General features: G+C 57.7%; 19 protein-coding genes. 13 read left to right on the plus strand and 6 right to left on the minus strand.

Features of this window, described 5'->3' with window-relative positions:
- Positions 1–24 precede the first annotated feature (24 nt).
- From ACFWW4_RS19385 to ACFWW4_RS19445, 13 genes are all read left to right on the plus strand, one after another.
- Positions 25–354, plus strand: coding sequence for a hypothetical protein (locus ACFWW4_RS19385; RefSeq protein WP_411891543.1), 330 nt, complete (start codon positions 25–27; stop codon positions 352–354).
- Positions 355–486: 132 nt separating this feature from the next.
- Positions 487–1050 carry a NifU family protein gene (locus ACFWW4_RS19390; protein WP_411892371.1) on the plus strand — a complete coding sequence of 188 codons (564 nt, stop codon included), beginning with the start codon at positions 487–489 and terminating at the stop codon, positions 1048–1050.
- Entirely contained in the window at positions 1040–1630 is a 591-nt protein-coding gene (tsaB, locus tag ACFWW4_RS19395) for a tRNA (adenosine(37)-N6)-threonylcarbamoyltransferase complex dimerization subunit type 1 TsaB (RefSeq protein ID WP_411892372.1), read from the plus strand. The genes ACFWW4_RS19390 and tsaB overlap by 11 nt, the downstream gene beginning before the upstream one ends.
- Entirely contained in the window at positions 1627–2046 is a 420-nt protein-coding gene (locus ACFWW4_RS19400; protein WP_411892373.1) for a GNAT family N-acetyltransferase, read from the plus strand. The genes tsaB and ACFWW4_RS19400 overlap by 4 nt, the downstream gene beginning before the upstream one ends.
- Before the next feature lie 191 nt (positions 2047–2237).
- Positions 2238–3233, plus strand: a complete 996-nt coding sequence (locus ACFWW4_RS19405) for a BMP family protein (RefSeq protein WP_393927741.1) — start codon at positions 2238–2240, stop codon at positions 3231–3233.
- A 79-nt stretch (positions 3234–3312) separates the two neighbouring features.
- The gene (locus ACFWW4_RS19410; protein ID WP_411892374.1) at positions 3313–3669 is read left to right on the plus strand and encodes a molecular chaperone GroEL; all 357 of its coding nucleotides are present in this window, start codon (positions 3313–3315) and stop codon (positions 3667–3669) included.
- Positions 3666–5270 (plus strand): ABC transporter ATP-binding protein, encoded by a 1605-nt coding sequence (locus ACFWW4_RS19415; RefSeq protein WP_411892375.1) that lies wholly within the window; start codon positions 3666–3668, stop codon positions 5268–5270. Before ACFWW4_RS19410 ends, ACFWW4_RS19415 begins: the two co-directional genes overlap by 4 nt.
- A gap of 3 nt (positions 5271–5273) precedes the next feature.
- On the plus strand, positions 5274–6368 hold the full coding sequence (locus ACFWW4_RS19420) for an ABC transporter permease (protein ID WP_411892376.1): 1095 nt from the start codon (positions 5274–5276) through the stop codon (positions 6366–6368).
- Positions 6365–6787, plus strand: a complete 423-nt coding sequence (locus tag ACFWW4_RS19425; RefSeq protein ID WP_393927734.1) for a hypothetical protein — start codon at positions 6365–6367, stop codon at positions 6785–6787. Before ACFWW4_RS19420 ends, ACFWW4_RS19425 begins: the two co-directional genes overlap by 4 nt.
- The gene (locus ACFWW4_RS19430; RefSeq protein WP_411892377.1) at positions 6788–7756 is read left to right on the plus strand and encodes an ABC transporter permease; all 969 of its coding nucleotides are present in this window, start codon (positions 6788–6790) and stop codon (positions 7754–7756) included.
- Positions 7740–8546: a purine-nucleoside phosphorylase gene (locus tag ACFWW4_RS19435; RefSeq protein ID WP_411892378.1), complete on the plus strand. Its 807-nt coding sequence runs from the start codon at positions 7740–7742 to the stop codon at positions 8544–8546. The genes ACFWW4_RS19430 and ACFWW4_RS19435 overlap by 17 nt, the downstream gene beginning before the upstream one ends.
- Positions 8547–8681: 135 nt before the next feature.
- Positions 8682–9599: a sulfite exporter TauE/SafE family protein gene (locus ACFWW4_RS19440; RefSeq protein WP_411892379.1), complete on the plus strand. Its 918-nt coding sequence runs from the start codon at positions 8682–8684 to the stop codon at positions 9597–9599.
- A complete protein-coding gene (locus tag ACFWW4_RS19445; RefSeq protein ID WP_393927726.1) occupies positions 9596–10345 on the plus strand; it encodes a TIGR02186 family protein in 750 nt (249 codons plus the stop codon). Before ACFWW4_RS19440 ends, ACFWW4_RS19445 begins: the two co-directional genes overlap by 4 nt.
- On the opposite strand, the gene ACFWW4_RS19450 is transcribed toward ACFWW4_RS19445, so the two are convergent.
- From ACFWW4_RS19450 to ACFWW4_RS19475, 6 genes are all read right to left on the minus strand, one after another.
- Positions 10342–11052, minus strand: coding sequence for an SDR family oxidoreductase (locus ACFWW4_RS19450; RefSeq protein WP_411892380.1), 711 nt, complete (start codon positions 11050–11052; stop codon positions 10342–10344). The two genes, ACFWW4_RS19445 and ACFWW4_RS19450, sit on opposite strands and share 4 nt — an antisense overlap.
- The gene (locus ACFWW4_RS19455; RefSeq protein WP_411892381.1) at positions 11049–12575 is read right to left on the minus strand and encodes an ATP-dependent RecD-like DNA helicase; all 1527 of its coding nucleotides are present in this window, start codon (positions 12573–12575) and stop codon (positions 11049–11051) included. The genes ACFWW4_RS19450 and ACFWW4_RS19455 overlap by 4 nt, the downstream gene beginning before the upstream one ends.
- Positions 12576–12615: 40 nt before the next feature.
- Positions 12616–13251: an acyl-homoserine-lactone synthase gene (locus ACFWW4_RS19460; protein ID WP_411892382.1), complete on the minus strand. Its 636-nt coding sequence runs from the start codon at positions 13249–13251 to the stop codon at positions 12616–12618.
- A 103-nt stretch (positions 13252–13354) separates the two neighbouring features.
- Positions 13355–14146: a helix-turn-helix transcriptional regulator gene (locus ACFWW4_RS19465; protein ID WP_411892415.1), complete on the minus strand. Its 792-nt coding sequence runs from the start codon at positions 14144–14146 to the stop codon at positions 13355–13357.
- Between the two features lie 359 nt (positions 14147–14505).
- Positions 14506–15798 (minus strand): crotonyl-CoA carboxylase/reductase, encoded by a 1293-nt coding sequence (gene ccrA, locus ACFWW4_RS19470; protein ID WP_411892383.1) that lies wholly within the window; start codon positions 15796–15798, stop codon positions 14506–14508.
- A gap of 121 nt (positions 15799–15919) precedes the next feature.
- Positions 15920–17317, minus strand: a complete 1398-nt coding sequence (locus tag ACFWW4_RS19475) for a 1-acyl-sn-glycerol-3-phosphate acyltransferase (protein WP_411892384.1) — start codon at positions 17315–17317, stop codon at positions 15920–15922.
- Between the last annotated feature and the right edge of the window lie 16 nt (positions 17318–17333).

Consider the following 17333-nt stretch of genomic DNA (forward strand, 5'->3'; position numbering starts at 1 on the left):
AACTCTGAAAAAAGGATAAACCTCATGTCTTTCAAATCAATCGCATTTGCCGCTGCCGCCGTTGCCGTGACCGCCACTGCCGGGGCTGCTGACAGTTATTTCGAGCAAGGCCGGACGCTGGATGCCGGCGACGTGCTGGAACTGGGCCTGATCACCGCTGACGGTGCTGGCGTGGTCGAAATCTACGACTATCACACAGGTGCGCAGGGCGCGCTGGTCGGATCCGAGCGTCTGTCGGCGGGCGCCAACACCAATGTGCGCGTCAACACAGGCCTGCCCCAGACCCGCGACGTGATCGCCCTGATCAAGATCGACGGTGAAGTCGTCGCGTCCAAACCATTCGACGTCAACTAAGCAAACACCCCTCCCCGAAAGGCCGGCCATCGCAAGATGACCGGCCTTTTTTTGTAGTTTAGAACCATTCCAAACCTTGACTTGCCACCGGGCGAGGCGCATATCTTAAGCCTGACAAAAAAGGTTGGCCCGATGTTCATTCAGACTGAATCGACCCCAAATCCCGCAACGCTCAAATTCCTGCCCGGCCAGAATGTGCTTGAGGTCGGCACAGCCGATTTTCCGAGTACGGAAGCTGCGGAAAACTCGCCATTGGCCAAGCGTATCTTTGCCACCGGCGGTGTCACGGGCGTGTTCTTTGGCATCGATTTTGTGACTGTGACCAAAGAAGACAACGTGGAATGGGACCATATCAAACCCGGTATTCTGGGCGCGATCATGGAACATTACCAGTCCGGCCAGCCGGTGATGGCCGACGACCATAAACCCGCCAGCGGCCACGCCGAACATTCCGGTGAGGACAGCGAAATCGTGGGCCAGATCAAGGAGTTGCTGGACACCCGCGTGCGCCCTGCCGTGGCGCAGGACGGGGGCGACATTACTTTTCACGGCTTTGACCGTGGCATCGTCTATCTGCACATGCAGGGGGCCTGTGCCGGTTGCCCATCATCGACCCTGACCTTGAAAATGGGGATCGAGAACCTGTTGCGCCACTACATCCCCGAAGTGGTCGAGGTGCGCCCGGTTGCCGCCTGACGTCAAGCTGATTGCCTTTGATACATCGGCGGCGCATTGCGCCGCCGCTTTGCTGTTGGGCGACAGCATCGTGACCCGCGTTGATGAAATGGACAAGGGACAAGCGGAACATCTGATGCCGATGCTGGAACAGATGCTGGCAAATGCCGGGATTGGCTGGGCCGATCTGAATGGCATTGGTGTCGTGACCGGCCCGGGGAATTTCACCGGTATTCGCATTGCGGTTTCCGCCGCCCGTGGGCTGGCGCTTGGTCTGGGTAAACCGGCTATCGGAGTCGATGGGTTTGCGGCCCGCGCCTATGGTGCCACACGGCCCTTCACGGCGATTATTCCGGCCCCACGCGATCAGGCCTATGTCCAGTTTTTTGACGCAGACGGTGGCACGTCCCAGCCAGCATTGATGGGCAAGGATGCCCTGCCTGCGATGATGTCACTGCCTGCGCCTGCCAAGCTGATCAGCGCGGTGGCCCGGATTGCTGCAGAGCGGTTGCAAACCGACCATCCGCGCCCCGCGCCGCTTTACATACGCGATGCGGATGCCGCCCCGCCACGCGATCCGGCGCCCACGATCCTGTCATGACGCCCAAGACACTGGCGACCCTGCACGCAACCGCCTTCAGCGCGACGCGGGCCTGGTCAGAGGCCGAGTTTGCGGCCCTTTTGGCCCAGCCCGGCACAGTGGCGTGTGGCGATGACAGCTGTTTTGCCCTGATCCGCGTGACGCTGGATGAGGCCGAATTGCTTACCCTCGCCACTGATCCCGCGCACCGGCGGCAAGGTCTGGCCCGGTCAGTGTTGAACATGGCAGAGATCGCAGCGGCGGATGCTGGTGCGGCATCCATGTTTCTGGAGGTGGCCGAAGACAATACGGCGGCCAGAGCGCTTTACGATATCGCCGGCTATGCCCAGGTCGGCCACAGGCCGGGCTATTATCTGCCCAAAGATAGCGCGCCTGTGGCCGCGCTGGTGTTGCGCAAACAACTGATAGGTGATTGACCAAAGGTCAGCCCCCAAATAATGGGCATTTCCGGGCTCGTTCCTGCCTTGTTCACCAAAAACCGGTTGATATTCCCCTCGTAGACGGGCCTTATCTTGTGATGGACCGGCAACGACCGGCTCGACTTTCATCGGGGTGACCGGCAATGGTCACGGGTCACCCTGTAGTTCAACGACCTGGGAGACGATAAATGACCCTTATGCAAAAATTCCTCGGCGCTTCTGCCGCATTGGCCCTGTCGGCCGGTGCCGTTGCAGCCGACCCTGCCATCCTGTTCGATCTTGGCGGTAAGTTCGACAAGTCCTTCAACGAAAGCGCCTATAACGGGGCAGAGCGTTGGGCGCAGGAAACCGGTGGTTCCTATGCCGAAGTGGAAATCCAGTCTGACGCCCAGCGCGAACAGGCAATCCGCCGTTTCGCTGAATCAGGTGCCAACCCGATTGTCATGGCCGGTTTTTCATGGGCGACACCGCTGGCCGAGGTCGCTGCTGACTACCCAGACACAAAGTTTGCGATCATCGACATGGTTGTTGATGCGCCAAATGTCCGCTCCGTCGTGTTCAATGAACATGAAGGGTCTTATTTGGTTGGCATGATGGCGGCGATGGCGTCTGAAACCGGCACGGTTTCCTTTGTTGGTGGCATGGACATCCCGCTGATCCGCAAGTTTGCCTGTGGTTATGCCCAGGGCGTCAAGGCTGTGAATGCAGATGCAAACGTCATCGCAAACATGACCGGCACGACACCTGCCGCCTGGAACGACCCGGTGAAAGGGTCCGAACTGACGCTGGCCCAGATCAGCCAGGGCTCTGACGTTGTGTTTGCCGCTGCTGGTGGTACCGGCGTTGGCGTGCTGCAGACCGCCGCTGACGAAGACATCCTGTCCATCGGTGTAGATGCCAACCAGAACTACCTGCATCCCGGTGAGGTTCTGACATCGATGATGAAGCGCGTGGACAACGCGGTTTACGAAGCCATGTCGCAGGGCGCCGACCTTGAAACAGGTTTCAACGTGATGGGCGTGGCCAACGAAGGTGTGGGTTATGCGCTTGACGAATTCAACGCTGAGCTTGTGTCTGACGAGATGAAGGCCGCTGTCGATGCCGCCGCTGCTGAAATGGCGGCCGGTACGCTGGTTGTGCATGACTATTCCAGCGACGAAAGCTGCCCAGCTCTCGACTTCTAAGACTGCCTATTAGGCCAAGACAAAGAAGGGCCGCGCTGGGAACAGCCGCGGCCCTTTGCACAGCAAACGGAGCGATGAAATGGCAGACAGCATAACGATATTTTTCGAAGCATGGGGGATGTCAGATCATGACGTGCGCATTTCAGCCATTCAAAGTGCCGTTGATGCCAAAGCCCTCTACACCGATCCGCGCACCGAGGCGCCGCTGTCCGGCCCCGACGCCATCGCCGAATATGTCGGCATGTTTGCAAAATCCACACCGGGTGCAGTCGCAGAGGTCGCTGACGCGTCTGAGCGCGATGGCGTGACCCGGGCCACGATCCTTTTCAAGATGTCTGATGGCATGCAGCAGACCGGCCAGTATTTCGTGGAACGTGGCGATGACGGGCTGATCACCCGCATGGTGGGCTTTGTCGGAACAGGATTGCCATCATGACGGAACAAGCGCCCGCCATTGAACTGAAAGGCATTTCCAAGGCGTTTGGCCCGGTCCAGGCGAACAAGGATATTTCGATCCGGGTGATGCCCGGCACCATCCACGGCATTATCGGAGAGAACGGGGCGGGCAAATCGACTCTGATGTCGATTTTGTACGGGTTTTATAAGGCTGACGCGGGCGAAATCTTTATCTCCGATCAGAAAACTGCAATTCCCGATAGTCAGGCGGCCATTGCTGCGGGCATCGGCATGGTGTTCCAGCACTTCAAACTGGTCGAGAATTTCACCGTGCTTGAAAATGTTGTGCTGGGGGCCGAGGACAGCGGCCTGCTGCGCCCGTCGCTGACCCGGGCGCGCCGGGAATTGAAGAACCTTGCCCAGGAATACGAACTGAATGTGGATCCGGATGCGGTCATTCAGGATGTGGGCGTGGGCATGCAGCAACGGGTGGAAATCCTCAAGGCGCTTTATCGCAAAGCCGATATCTTAATCCTGGATGAGCCGACCGGCGTACTGACCCCCGCCGAAGCGGACCACCTGTTCCGCATCCTTGAAAACCTCAAACGCGAAGGCAAAACAATCATCCTGATCACGCATAAACTACGCGAGATCATGGAAATCACCGATACCGTCAGCGTCATGCGCCGTGGCGAGATGACCGCGACGGTTAAGACGTCCGAGACGAGCCCGGAGGAACTGGCCGAACTGATGGTGGGCCGCGAGGTGCTGTTGCGGGTTGACAAGGCCCCGGCCCAGATCGGGCGCAAAATCCTGGAAGTGCACGACCTGAACGTGACCGACGAAAAGGGCGTGCACCGCCTGAAGGGTATCAGTTTTGACGTGCATGCCGGTGAAATCCTCGGGATTGCGGGTGTGGCAGGGAATGGGCAGTCAGAGCTGCTTGAGGTTTTGGGCGGTTATGAAAGGGCGACCGGGTCCATCAGGGTCAATGGGGAAGAAATTGACCTGACCGGTGCCAAATCCGACGGCCAAAGCCGCCGCCTGCGCGGGATCGCCCATGTGCCAGAGGATCGGCAGCGCGAAGGGCTGATCATGGACTATACAGCCTGGGAAAACACCGCTTTTGGCTATCACCATGCCGATGAGTATCAGAAATCCCGGCTGTTCATGGACAACGGCGCTATCCGGAAAGATACCGAAGAAAAGATGGCGCGTTTTGATGTGCGCCCGCCCGACCCGAAACTCGCCGCCAAGAGTTTTTCCGGCGGAAATCAGCAGAAAATCGTGCTCGCCCGCGAGATTGAACGCAATCCTGACCTGCTGCTTGTGGGCCAACCGACACGAGGTGTGGACATTGGGGCCATCGAATTCATCCACCAGCAGATTGTTGCACTTAGGGATCAGGGCAAGGCAATCTTGTTAGTTTCTGTGGAGTTAGAGGAAATTTTGTCGCTCTCGGACCGGATCGCCGTTATGTTTGACGGAAAAATGATGGGCGAGCGGATGCCTAACGAAACGGACGAAAAAGAGCTTGGTCTTCTCATGGCAGGGATGACGACCGAGCCGAAGGGGCCATTGCACGAAGCGGTCGAGGGTAACCTTGCCACCGCTGGCAGTGTCGCGGCCAAAGGGGTCTGAGGCATGGATGTGATGCCAAAATGGGCCGACGTCGTCCTGATCCCGCTGATTTCGATCCTTTTGGCGGCGATCCTGTCTGCACTTGTGATCCTAGCCATTGGTGAAAATCCATGGGAAGCGCTGAAACTGATGGTGTCGGGCGCGCTGGGTTCGACCTATGGCTGGGGCTATACCCTGTACTACACCACTAACTTCATCTTTACCGGCTTGGCCGTTGCCATCGCCTTTCACGCCCGCATGTTCAATATCGGCGGTGAAGGCCAGGCGCTGCTGGGTGGTCTGGGTGTGGCGGTTGTCTGTCTGTTCATTCCGTGGCCACATTGGACGCTGGCCTTGCTGGGCTGCATTATCGGTGCCGCTCTTTTTGGTGCTGCCTGGGCTGCGATCCCCGCCTTTCTACAGGCCAAACGGGGCAGCCATATCGTGATCACCACGATCATGTTCAACTTCATCGCAGCCGCCCTGCTGAACTATTTTCTGATTGGCGCACTCAAAGTGCCGGGTTCAATGGAACCGGCCTCTGCCAAGTTTCCAGAAGCGACGCATCTGCCATCGTTCCAAGACATGTTCAGCTTTGGCGAAGCCACATTGTTTCGCGGGGCACCCGCAAATGTCACCTTCTTTGTGGCTGTCGCGGCCTGCGTTGGCCTTTGGGCGCTGATCTGGCGCACACGGCTTGGCTATGAAATCCGGGCTTTTGGGCATTCGGAATCGGCGGCTAAATATGCGGGCATCAGCCCGACCAAGATCATCATGGTCTCCATGCTTATCTCAGGCGGGCTCGCCGGCATGATGGCCATCAACAACGTACAGGGCGAGGCCGAACGGCTGGTCCTGAACGCAGTCGAGGGCGCTGGCTTTATAGGCATCGCCGTCGCACTCATGGGGCGCAGCCACCCGTTTGGGGTGTTCCTTGCGGCCCTTCTTTTCGGCTTTCTATATCAAGGCGGCGCAGAACTCGCCCTATGGACGTCGATCCCCCGGGAACTGATCATCGTAATACAGGCATTGGTGATCCTGTTCACGGGCGCACTGGATAACATGGTGCGCATGCCGCTCGAGCGGCTATTCCTATCAATGAGGAGAGCAAAACAATGATGGCAGGACCATATAAAATCGGTGTCGAGGATGACACCGGTGCCGATCTGGGCTTTGTGCTCAGTTGTCTGGCACTTGGCATGATCACGATGGACGAATTCCACCAATGGATTCACCATGTGATTGATCAAACACCCGGCGGCGACGTGCCCCCACATCTGGTGGCCCTCTTGGCCGTCAAGAACCGGACCAATGTCTTTCGCCCCAATCAGGCTGTGATGCGCCGTATTCCGCATGATCCGTTCATCACCGATGACCGGTTCGATGCGATGCTGGGGCTGCAGTTCTTTTTGCGGGTTGATCGCACGCAAGCCAATGACATCACCCAGGCCGAGGCTGAGGATGCGCTGCGACGCAACCCCGAAGTCGCCGACCGGTTCTTTGCCCTGTTCCCGTTCCTGATGGAGAAAGTGGCCTAAATGGACTTTGCGACCCTTCTGCAGATGCTGGACGCCACCGTGCGTCTGGCAACCCCGCTTCTGCTGGCCTGTCTTGCAGGCCTTTATTCAGAGCGGGCCGGTATCTTTGATATCGGGCTGGAAGGGAAAATGCTGGCGGCGGCGTTTCTGTCGGCAGCTATTGCCGCTGTTTCCGGCAGTGTCTGGCTTGGTCTTTTGGCGGGCATTGGCGCGTCGATCATTCTGTCTATTGTGCATGGGCTGGCCTCGATCACGTTTCGGGGCAATCAACTGATTTCCGGGGTCGCGATAAACTTTCTCGCCGCAGGGCTAACGGTTGTGATTGCGCAAAGCTGGTTCCGTCAGGGTGGGCGCACCCCGCAACTGACGGGTGATGCGCGCTTTAATCCCATCGAACTGCCCTTTGCCGAGGCGCTGCGTGACGTTCCGATATTCGGCTCAATCTATTACGAATTGATTTCGGGGCATACGATCCTTGTCTATATTGCGATTTTGATGGTGCCCCTTACCTGGTGGATCCTTTTTCGAACCCGCTTTGGCCTGCGTTTGCGCGCGGTTGGCGAAAATCCGGCTGCCGTCGACACCGCAGGTGTTTCAGTGGTCTTTCTGCGCTACTCCGCCGTCGCGATCTGCGGGATTCTCTGCGGGATTGCCGGGGCCTATCTGGCGACAGCTCTGCAGGCCGGTTTCGTCAAGGATATGAGCGCCGGGCGTGGCTTTATCGCGCTGGCCGCCCTGATTTTTGCCAAATGGCGTCCTTGGTATGCGCTTTATGCCTGCCTGCTGTTCGGCTTCCTGCAGGCCATGTCGCTGCGGTCTGACGTGATCGAAGGTGTGCTGGGCTTCCAAGTCAATGGCCAGCTTCTGGACGTTCTGCCATATATCCTGACCGTGGTTATCTTGGCCGGTTTCGTGGGCAAGGCGATCCCACCGCGTGCCGGGGGCGAACCTTATGTCAAAGAACGCTGAGGCGCTCGCCGATCAGATCAGGCAGGTGGCGGGCGATGCGCCGGTTCGCCTCGGTCTGATCCTTGGTTCCGGCCTTGGTCATATTGCGGACACTGTGGATGGTGTCGCCATTCCCTATGATGAGTTGCCCGAATTTCCCCATGCTGGCGTGTCCGGCCATAACCCCAATCTAGTGATTGGCGAATTGGAGGGCGTGCGCGTTGCCGTTTTTGGCGGGCGGTCGCATTACTATGAAAGAGGGCGGGCCGATGCGATGCGGCTGCCGCTGGAGGTGCTGCGCGCGCTGGGGGCCGATACGGTGATTGCGACCAATGCGGCGGGCTCGATGCGGCCTGATATGCCGACCGGGTCGATCATGTGCCTGTCAGACCATATTAACTTCTCTGGCCTGAACCCGCTGATTGGGGAACCGACAGATGCCCGCTTTGTCCCAATGAAGGACGCCTATGATCCTGGTATTCGGGCGGCCCTTCGCGCGGCTGCGGACACCACCGAGACCGATATGGCCGATGGTGTCTATGCCTGGTATTCCGGGCCATCGTTTGAAACCCCAGCCGAAATTAATGCGATCTCCATGCTTGGGGCGGACGCCGTCGGCATGTCGACCGTGCCAGAGGTGATTCTGGCCCGGTTCCTTGGCCTGAAGGCCGCTGCAATTTCGACCATCACGAATATGGCCGCCGGGATGAGCGATGAATCCATCAGCCACGAACACACCAAGGCTATGGCACCCATCGGGGCCGCAAAGCTGGAGAAGGTGTTGCGCAGGTTTCTGCAGGACCTGAAGTAGGTCCAGTTTTGCCACAGTGATGACTCCACGTGGCGGAAATGCTGCGATTGCAGCATATTTCCGCGAGCGGGATTTGACAGAACGGTCACAAAGGTCTTTGTTGCGGCCAGCGGCACAAGCGCCCCGGACCAGTTCATGCAGATTTACCTTCCCATCGCCGAGGTCTCGGTGAATGTCTTCCTGTTACTCGGGCTGGGCGGCATTGTGGGCGTATTATCGGGTATGTTCGGCGTAGGCGGCGGTTTTCTGATGACGCCGCTCTTGTTCTTTATTGGCATCCCGCCTGCGGTGGCCGTGGCGACAGAAGCCAACCAGATTGTGGCCTCGTCTTTTTCCGGTGTTCTCGCCCACCTGAAACGAAAAACTGTCGATCTAAAAATGGGGACGGTGCTGCTTATCGGCGGTTTGGTAGGGTCGGGCTTGGGGATCATTCTGTTCAATTACCTCAAGGCGCTTGGTCAGGTCGAACTGCTGGTCCAGCTTTGCTATGTGGTGTTTCTTGGCATGATCGGCTCTTTGATGTTTATCGAAAGCCTCAACGCCATCCGCAAATCCAAGAAACCGGGGGCGAAACCCACACGGCGCAAACATAACTGGGTGCATAACCTGCCCTTCAAGATGAAGTTCCGGGTGTCCGGACTTTATATCTCGATCATTCCGCCGCTGATGGTTGGTGTGCTGGTCGGTGTTCTGGCCGCGATAATGGGTGTCGGCGGCGGCTTTATCATGGTGCCGGCCATGATCTATCTGTTGGGAATGCCCACAAAGGTGGTTGTGGGCACGTCGCTGTTCCAGATCATCTTTGTCACTGCGTTCACCACGTTGTTGCACGCAACGACCAACTATACCGTGGACGTTGTTCTGGCGGTTTTGTTGCTGGTGGGCGGCGTGATCGGCGCACAAATCGGCACCCGCATCGGGGTCAAGATGAAGGCCGAACAGCTCCGCATTCTGCTGGCACTGATGGTGCTCGCGGTCTGTGGAAAGTTGGCATTTGATCTGCTCGTGCAGCCGGCAGAACTCTATTCCCTGGGCACAGGGGGCCATTCATGATCCGCCTCATCGCCCTGTTCCTGATACTCGCATTGCCCGCCAAAGCCGAAGAGATCGTGCTGGGTCTCAGCCGTGATCAGGTCGCCATCACGGCCACGTTTGAGGGGTCCGAAATCCTGATCTTCGGCGCTATCAAGCGTGAGGCGCCGATCCCTGACAAAAGCGAGCTTGGTGTGATTGTCACTGTCGCGGGTCCTGATCATCCGGTCATGGTGCGCCGCAAGGATCGCAGGGTTGGCATCTGGGTGAACACCGACAGTGTCGAGGTGGACGCCGCCCCATCATTCTACGCAGTCGCCACGACCGCCCCGATGCGGGATGTGCTGCGCGATATTGAAGATCTGCGCTATCGCATCACGATCCCGCGGGCGATCCGGTCTGTCGGAGCCGAAGTGGGCGATAGTGAGGCATTTACACAAGCCCTCATCCGCATTCGTGCGGGCAATGATCTCTATCAGGTTCTTGAAGGTGCGGTTGATCTGGAGGACGAGACGCTGTTTCGGACTGCGATCACCCTGCCAGCAAACCTGACCGAAGGAGATTATGAGGCGCATATCTTTCTGACGCGCAATGGTCGGGTCATTGATGAATACATCGCCGTTATTCCGGTGCAGAAGGTCGGGCTGGAACGCTGGCTTTACAACCTCGCCCATGAAAATGCGCTGATCTACGGCCTGATGTCACTGTCGATTGCGATTGCTGCGGGTTGGCTTGCGTCGGCGGCGTTTAGCCTGCTGCGCCGCTAACCCCGACCGATATGTGGCATCTTGGTCGCCATGATCATCATGGATTGCACATTCGCCTCTGGTGGCAATGACGCCATGTGAAACACTGCCCGCGCCACATCTTCCACTGCCATGCTGGGCAACGGATCAAGCCCTTGGGCGGCGCGTGTTACTTCAAGATTCGTCACCAGATCGGTACGCGCGTTGCCGATATCAATCTGACCGCAGGCGATATTGAACGCGCGGCCATCAAGCGACAACGTCTTGGTCAGCCCAGAGACGCCATGTTTGGTTGTGGTATAGCAGGTTGACCCCTCGCGCGGGGTATGGGCCGAGATTGACCCATTGTTGATAATCCGCCCGCCTTGCGGCGACTGATGCCGCATCTGGCGAAAGGCAGCACGGGCACACAGGAACATGCCGGTCAGATTCACATCGACAACCTTTTGCCAATCCGCCAGCGCAATTTCATCAATCGTTGTCTGCGGGCCGAACATGCCCGCATTGTTGAACAACACATCGAGATGTCCGAACCTGTCGAAAGCCGCGTCGACCGCCGCCTCATCCGTCACATCGCAGGGCAAAGGAACGGCGTTGTCATGTGTGATGTCGCCAAGCACATCCGCACGGCGCGCGATTAGACCCACACGCCAGCCATTCGCCAGAAAATGCTCGGCTGTCATACGGCCAATGCCGCTGCTGGCCCCCGTGATGATGATGCTTTTCATATCTCTTCACTCTTCAGTTCCAAGGCGGTCGCCGGCGCTTCCAGATCATCCACCCGCAAGACGCCCTGTGGCCGTGCCAGACGGTTTCGCACAACCCAGCGCAGTTGCGTTTCGGCCCGCGTAATGGCGACATACGCAAGACGTTTCCACAATGGCTGGCCGGCCTCAACCCGGCCCATGCGCGATGCGGCGTAGATATCAGGGGCGAAGACCTGCACCGTGTCCCATTGCGACCCCTGTGCTTTGTGAATGGTCACTGCGGCGCCGTGCAGAAACGTCGCCCCCATGCGGGCGGCGAAAGGGATGAACGGCTCTTCCTCCCCTTCCTGTTCGATCTTAACGATGCTGGCAACGCCAACCTGCGGGTCTTCGGCACCCATGACAAACAGCTTCGAAAAGCCCGGGCGTTTGCCTGGCCCCAGATAGATGACCTGCGCACCCTTGATCAGTCCGCGCGCCTCAAGATCGAGCCGCTTCTTGCGATGTTTGAGCGGTAATTCAATCCCGTCGCAAATCAACGGCTCGCCCGCAAGCAGTTCGTCGGGCGGGGCACCAAAGGCTGCGCGGAACGCATGGATCAACCGGATGCGTGTTGCGTTGCGCCAGACCAGACAGGGGGAACGGGCCATCAGATCAGCCTCGACCCGCTGTGCCATGACGACACGTTCATCGGATTTGGCGGCCTCTTCGACCATGCGTTCGAAGGCATGGAAATCAAGTTGAGGATCAGCCAGCGCATGGGCCAGATCAAGGATCGGGTTGCCAGCATCCTGCCGGTGAATGCGATTTAGGCTCAGAACCCGCTGTTCCGGCAGGGTTTCAAAAACCATGCCCCCGGTGGATTGCACCGGCGGCAGCTGTGCGGGGTCACCGAACAGCAGCAACGTCGGAAAGATCTCTTTGAGGTCCTCGAACTGCTTTTCATCCAGCATGGAGCTTTCATCGACAAAACCGATGTCCAACGGCTCTTCGCGGCGCTTCCAGCCGGTAATGAAATCACTACCGCGCAAACCTGCAGCGGCCAACGCCGCCGGAATGGACTTGTTGGTCTGATAAGAGGTATGGGCGCGATCAAGGGCGACATCGGTCAGCCCTTCGATCTCGGGTCGGTCGCCATGCCCCGCCAGCCACTCTGCCACCTTTTCATATTCCGGGTCATAGACAGGCGTATAAAGAATACGGTGGATTGTCGTTGCGGGCACGCCGTGATTGCGCAGGACGCTGGCGGCTTTGTTCGTGGGCGCAAGGATGGCGAGCGTCCTGCGGTCCCGGCGCTTGCGCCCTTCCCAATCGCCTGAGATAACATCGACGCCCGCCTCATCAAGCGCCTGATAGAGCCGGGCCAGCAGCATTGTCTTGCCCGATCCCGCCTTTCCAATGACGGCCATGACAGAACTTGCATCGGATTGCGGGGGCTGTAGTAGGCTGTCTTCCAGATCGACGCCCGCTTGTCGCAAGGCAACGGCAACACTATCCCAGGCCTCTGCCTGATCGTCAGAAAATGTGATGGCGGGCGCGTTCATGCCGCGACAGTATCTGGACCGTCGCGGCGCTGCCAGTGGATTAGGCGGCCTTCTGCAATTCGTGCACCGACCGTCCGAACGAACGGTTGAACCAGTGTTCCGAAATCTCGGACGACAGCCCGGCGCGGCGCAGGACCTTGACCCGATCCTCGGCCCGGAACGGCCACAACCCGACACTGATCTTGTCGCGGCCTTCGCCAGCACTCCCCAATATCTCTGGCGAGGCACCGATCATCGAATAGATGCGCACCATTCTGGGATCAAATACGCCGAGCAGATGGGTCAATGAAAAAGCCCGCATCAGTTCACCCCCCGCCAGCATCATGGCGGCAGCCACACGCGGGGTGGATTTTTGCCCAAGGCAGAAACGGGTACATTCCCAAATGAATGGGCTGCGGATGTCTTCGCCATTCAGCAGTTCTGCGAAATGATCATTCACCATGGTCCGCTCTGTTGTTGGCAGGAACCGCATGGATCCGCCATGGGTACCGTCGGGATTGGCCCAGATCACGTAAAGCGGGTTCATGTCGTCATATTCGTCACGCTCCCAACCCATTTCATCGACCGTGACAGCCCATTTCAGACGTTCCGAGAATTGGACGGCCCGGTCACGATGCATGGATGCCTGCAGAACCGGAAACTGAGACAACTCATTAGCGTAGATATAACGAAGCATGCTGCTACCCTTTGAACGATTACCGAATGGCAACAGGGTAGGATGCCGGATCACATCAACGGTTAACGGCCCGGGCGCTGCGTTAACGAATCATTAAGGATTGTTAACCAGCTGCGGACTTGGCTATCTTGTCGCCCTCTTCCCGGCCCGGCCAGCCGCCGGCCGCTGCCCGCGCGGCACCGCCGACAACGATCAGACCTTCCGTGATTGCCCTTGCGACAGCGTGGGTCGTGTTCAGCGCCCCGAGTTTGAACCGCGCGCTTTCGATATAGGCGCGCAAGGTGTGTTCCGAGATATTCAGCAGATCGGCCACCTGTCCGCGGCTATACCCCATGCCCAGATAGGTCAGCGCATCTGTTTCGCGCGGTGACAGCGCCCTGACCGGTTCTGGTGTCCGACCCTTTTCAAGTTGCAGGGCCTTCTGATTGAGGTAGTGGGCGATCAGAATCCATTCGCGTTGATGGGCTTCCATGAATTCCGCCCATGATTCATCATCGGTGGTATGCGATGCGGTCAACAAGGCAAGTTGCCCATTCGGGCCGCGAATGGGAATGGAAAATCCTTGATTTCCAACGCCATGCGCAATTGCATCTTTTCGAAATGCCTGCGCGGCCTTTGATGACCAGTCCAGCCTTTTCCAGTCCACCGGATCAAAGCGCTGAAAGCAACCGACGATCACCGGATCTATGCGCAGGTATTCCTTTTCGGAGTAGCGTTGTGCCCATGCCGGATCGTATGTCCCAAATCCGTATTGTTCACCATCCGCGCTGACCCAGTGGTACACCACATGGTCGATCTGAAACTGGTCACGCAGTCCCACCGTCAGATCATGGATCTGTTCAAGCGCGTCTGCCTGCTCCAGTGCTTGTAAAAATTGGTCGAGTTCCAGAACAATCTCCTCGCGTCATTGGAGACGTGTTTCCAACCACAGTTGCGATCTCTGCCGACGCGACCAGCGCGGTATCTTCGAGTTGAACTGCCAACAAAGGCAGGTCATTTTGCTTAGCGAAGGATTTCAAGTCGGCGAGAACGTCGATGATCCATTCATGTCCCATTACTAGTCTCTCTATTAATGATTAACGGAGCGTTAACAACTTATAGTAGCATTTAGACTTTGTAATACTTACTCGCATCTTCATACCCCCCAAAAATAGCGAGTAGACAGCTCCGTTGTTCAGAATCGGCTAAATTAACCAATAAATAAGGGGCTCAGGAGGTGATATCCCAAGCCCCCGATGCTTTGGCGGCCCGTATTCAGCGGTTTTGCGACGCCTCGACAGTATCCTCAAACGTGCGCAGCCCCACCTGTGGTGATTGCACGAGCACCGCCATATTGCCGGGTTTATGTTCGTTCTTGCGCATCTTTGTGTGGGCTGCCGGAATCTCGTCCCAGCCAAAGACTTCGGACATACATGGGTCCAACCGCCGCTCGACCATCAAATTGTTGGCCGCACTGGCCTGTCTGAGATTGGCAAAGTGGCTACCTTGCAGCCGTTTCTGATGCATCCACATGTAACGGGCATCCATCGTCAGGTTGTAACCAGTTGTACCGGCGCAAATCACGACCATACCGCCGCGTTTGACCACAAAAGTCGACACTGGGAACGTTGCCTCACCCGGGTGTTCAAACACCATGTCCACGTTCACGCCCTTGCCGGTGATGTCCCAGATAGCCTTGCCAAATTTTCGTGTTTCTGTGAACCATTCCTTGTACTCGGGCGTGTTCACCGTCGGCATCTGGCCCCAGCATTTGAAATCATTCCGGTTGATGACCCCTTTTGCCCCCAGCGACATCACAAATTCCCGTTTGCTTTCGTCGCTGATCACACCAATTGCATTTGCGCCAGCGGTGTTGATCAGCTGGATGGCATAAGAGCCCAGACCGCCGGACGCCCCCCAGACCAGAACGTTCTGGCCTGGCTTGAGGTCGTGCGGTTCGTGGCCGAACAGCATTCGGTATGCCGTAGCGAGGGTCAGCGTGTAGCAAGCGCTTTCCTCCCAGGTCAGGTGCTGCGGACGTGGCATCAGCTGTTGGGACTGCACGCAAGTGAACTGTGCGAACGACCCGTCAGGTGTCTCGTATCCCCAAATCCGCTGGCTCGGTGAATACATCGGATCACCACCATTGCAGTGCTCGTCATCGCCGTCATCCTGATTGCAATGAATGACGACTTCATCGCCCACTTTCCATCGCTTGACCTTGTCGCCGACCGCCCAGACGATACCGGACGCGTCGGAACCGGCGATATGGTAATCTGCCTTGTGAACATCAAAGGGGCTGATCGGGATACCCAGACCGGCCCAGACCCCGTTATAGTTCACGCCAGCCGCCATGACGAGGACAAGAACCTCGTGACTGTCCGGCTTTGGGCATTCCACCACTTCGACCTCAAACGCTTTTTCCGGCTCACCGTGGCGTTCGCGGCGGATGGTCCACGCATACATCTCTGCCGGTACATGGCCCAGCGGAGGCATCTCGCCCACCTCATACAGGTCTTTTTGCGGGGCAGTATAAGCTGCCGCCGGGGCAGATTGATCAAGGGCCATCTGTGTCTCCATCATTAGGGTTCCATGTGCATTGCCGCACCGCAGAATCGGGTGCTTTCTAGTTGGATATACGATGGAAGAGTAACTATGCAATCATTTTTGGCAACTTTTTGTAATTTAATTACCCAGCGGTTGCAGCATTTTGCCCCGTTTTTGCTGCATCTGCATCAAAATGATGCGAAATCGAGTTGGCGTAATACACAAGCACGTCTCGTCCCGAGGGTGTCACGGTCAATACCTCACCAGTTTCCTCCACCAGCCCGCGCGCAATGAGGCGATCCAGCGCGTCATTCACGACCTCTTCCGGATCACGACGTGGAAACGGCACCTTTCGATCAGCCAGTGTCGCCACTGATGCGGTCACCTGCTGCGCCAGCCCCGCCCGATCAATGCCATTGTTGGCAAGTAGATGTCGCGATACCAAGGGAACGCCAAGAACCGGGATGACGATATTGATGCGACGCATCAGTTCTTCCGCCACTGCCTCTGTAGGATCGCTGGTTTCGGGACGCACAAATGCTGATAGCTCCAGTGGCTCCCCGAAACTGACCGATGCCGTACCAAATCCCTTGAAACGGCGCAGCAGACGCTGCACCAGATGACCACCAACACCGCGAATGACCGTCCAAAGCGGCGGTCGAAACCGGCGATTGGCGTTTTTGTCAGCCGCAATCAGGAACGTATCTTCCAGCACGCGATCATAATTCAAAGCGACGGGGACAAAAATCACCTCGCGTTTTTCAGGATCAAAATCGTCAATGATATAATTGAGCAAACCCAGCTTCGGCGGGGCGGTCTTGCCCGTCAGGCTCAAGCCGCCTTCGGGGAATACCGCCTGGCTGACACCACCACGCGTCGCCATCTGCACATAGCGGGCCAGAACCCTGCGATAAAGGGCGCCGCGCGATCTGCGCCGGATGAAGTAGGCCCCCATTGCCCGGATCACACTGGACAGCGGCCAGACCCGCGCCCATTCCCCCACGGCATAGGACAAGGCCCCGGCATTGGCCGCAAGATAAGTCACCAATACATAATCCATGTTGCTGCGGTGGTTCATGACAAAGATGACGGTGGCATTTGGGTCAATATCGGCCAGGCGCTTGCGGTCCAGTGTCCCCAGCTTGATCCGATAGAGTGACTTCGACAGCCAGCGGGCCAGCCTGATCCCAACGCTGAAATAGGCGGTCGCCGAAAAGGATGGCACGATTTCACGCGCATAGCGGCGGGCCTGTTCAAACGCCACATTCTCGGGCACTTTCTGGGTCTGGGAATGTTCGACAATCGCCTGCGTGACTTCCGGGTCATACAGCAGCCGCTGGATCATGTCATAGCGGCGGGCCAGCTTGAACGGCTCGATCGGGCGCTGCAAACGTTGATTGACCCGCGCGATGACCCGCTCTGCTCGCTTGCGAAAAAACCATCGGACGGATGGAAACAGGAAATGCGATGCAAAGGTGACACCCGCAAACAAGATAATCAGTACAAACGCCCAAAGTGGCATGGAAACGGTCTGCGTCATAATGGAACCGTGACAG

Origin of the sequence: Yoonia sp. SDW83-1 (genome assembly GCF_046762885.1) — a bacterium.
Lineage (GTDB): Bacteria > Pseudomonadota > Alphaproteobacteria > Rhodobacterales > Rhodobacteraceae > Yoonia.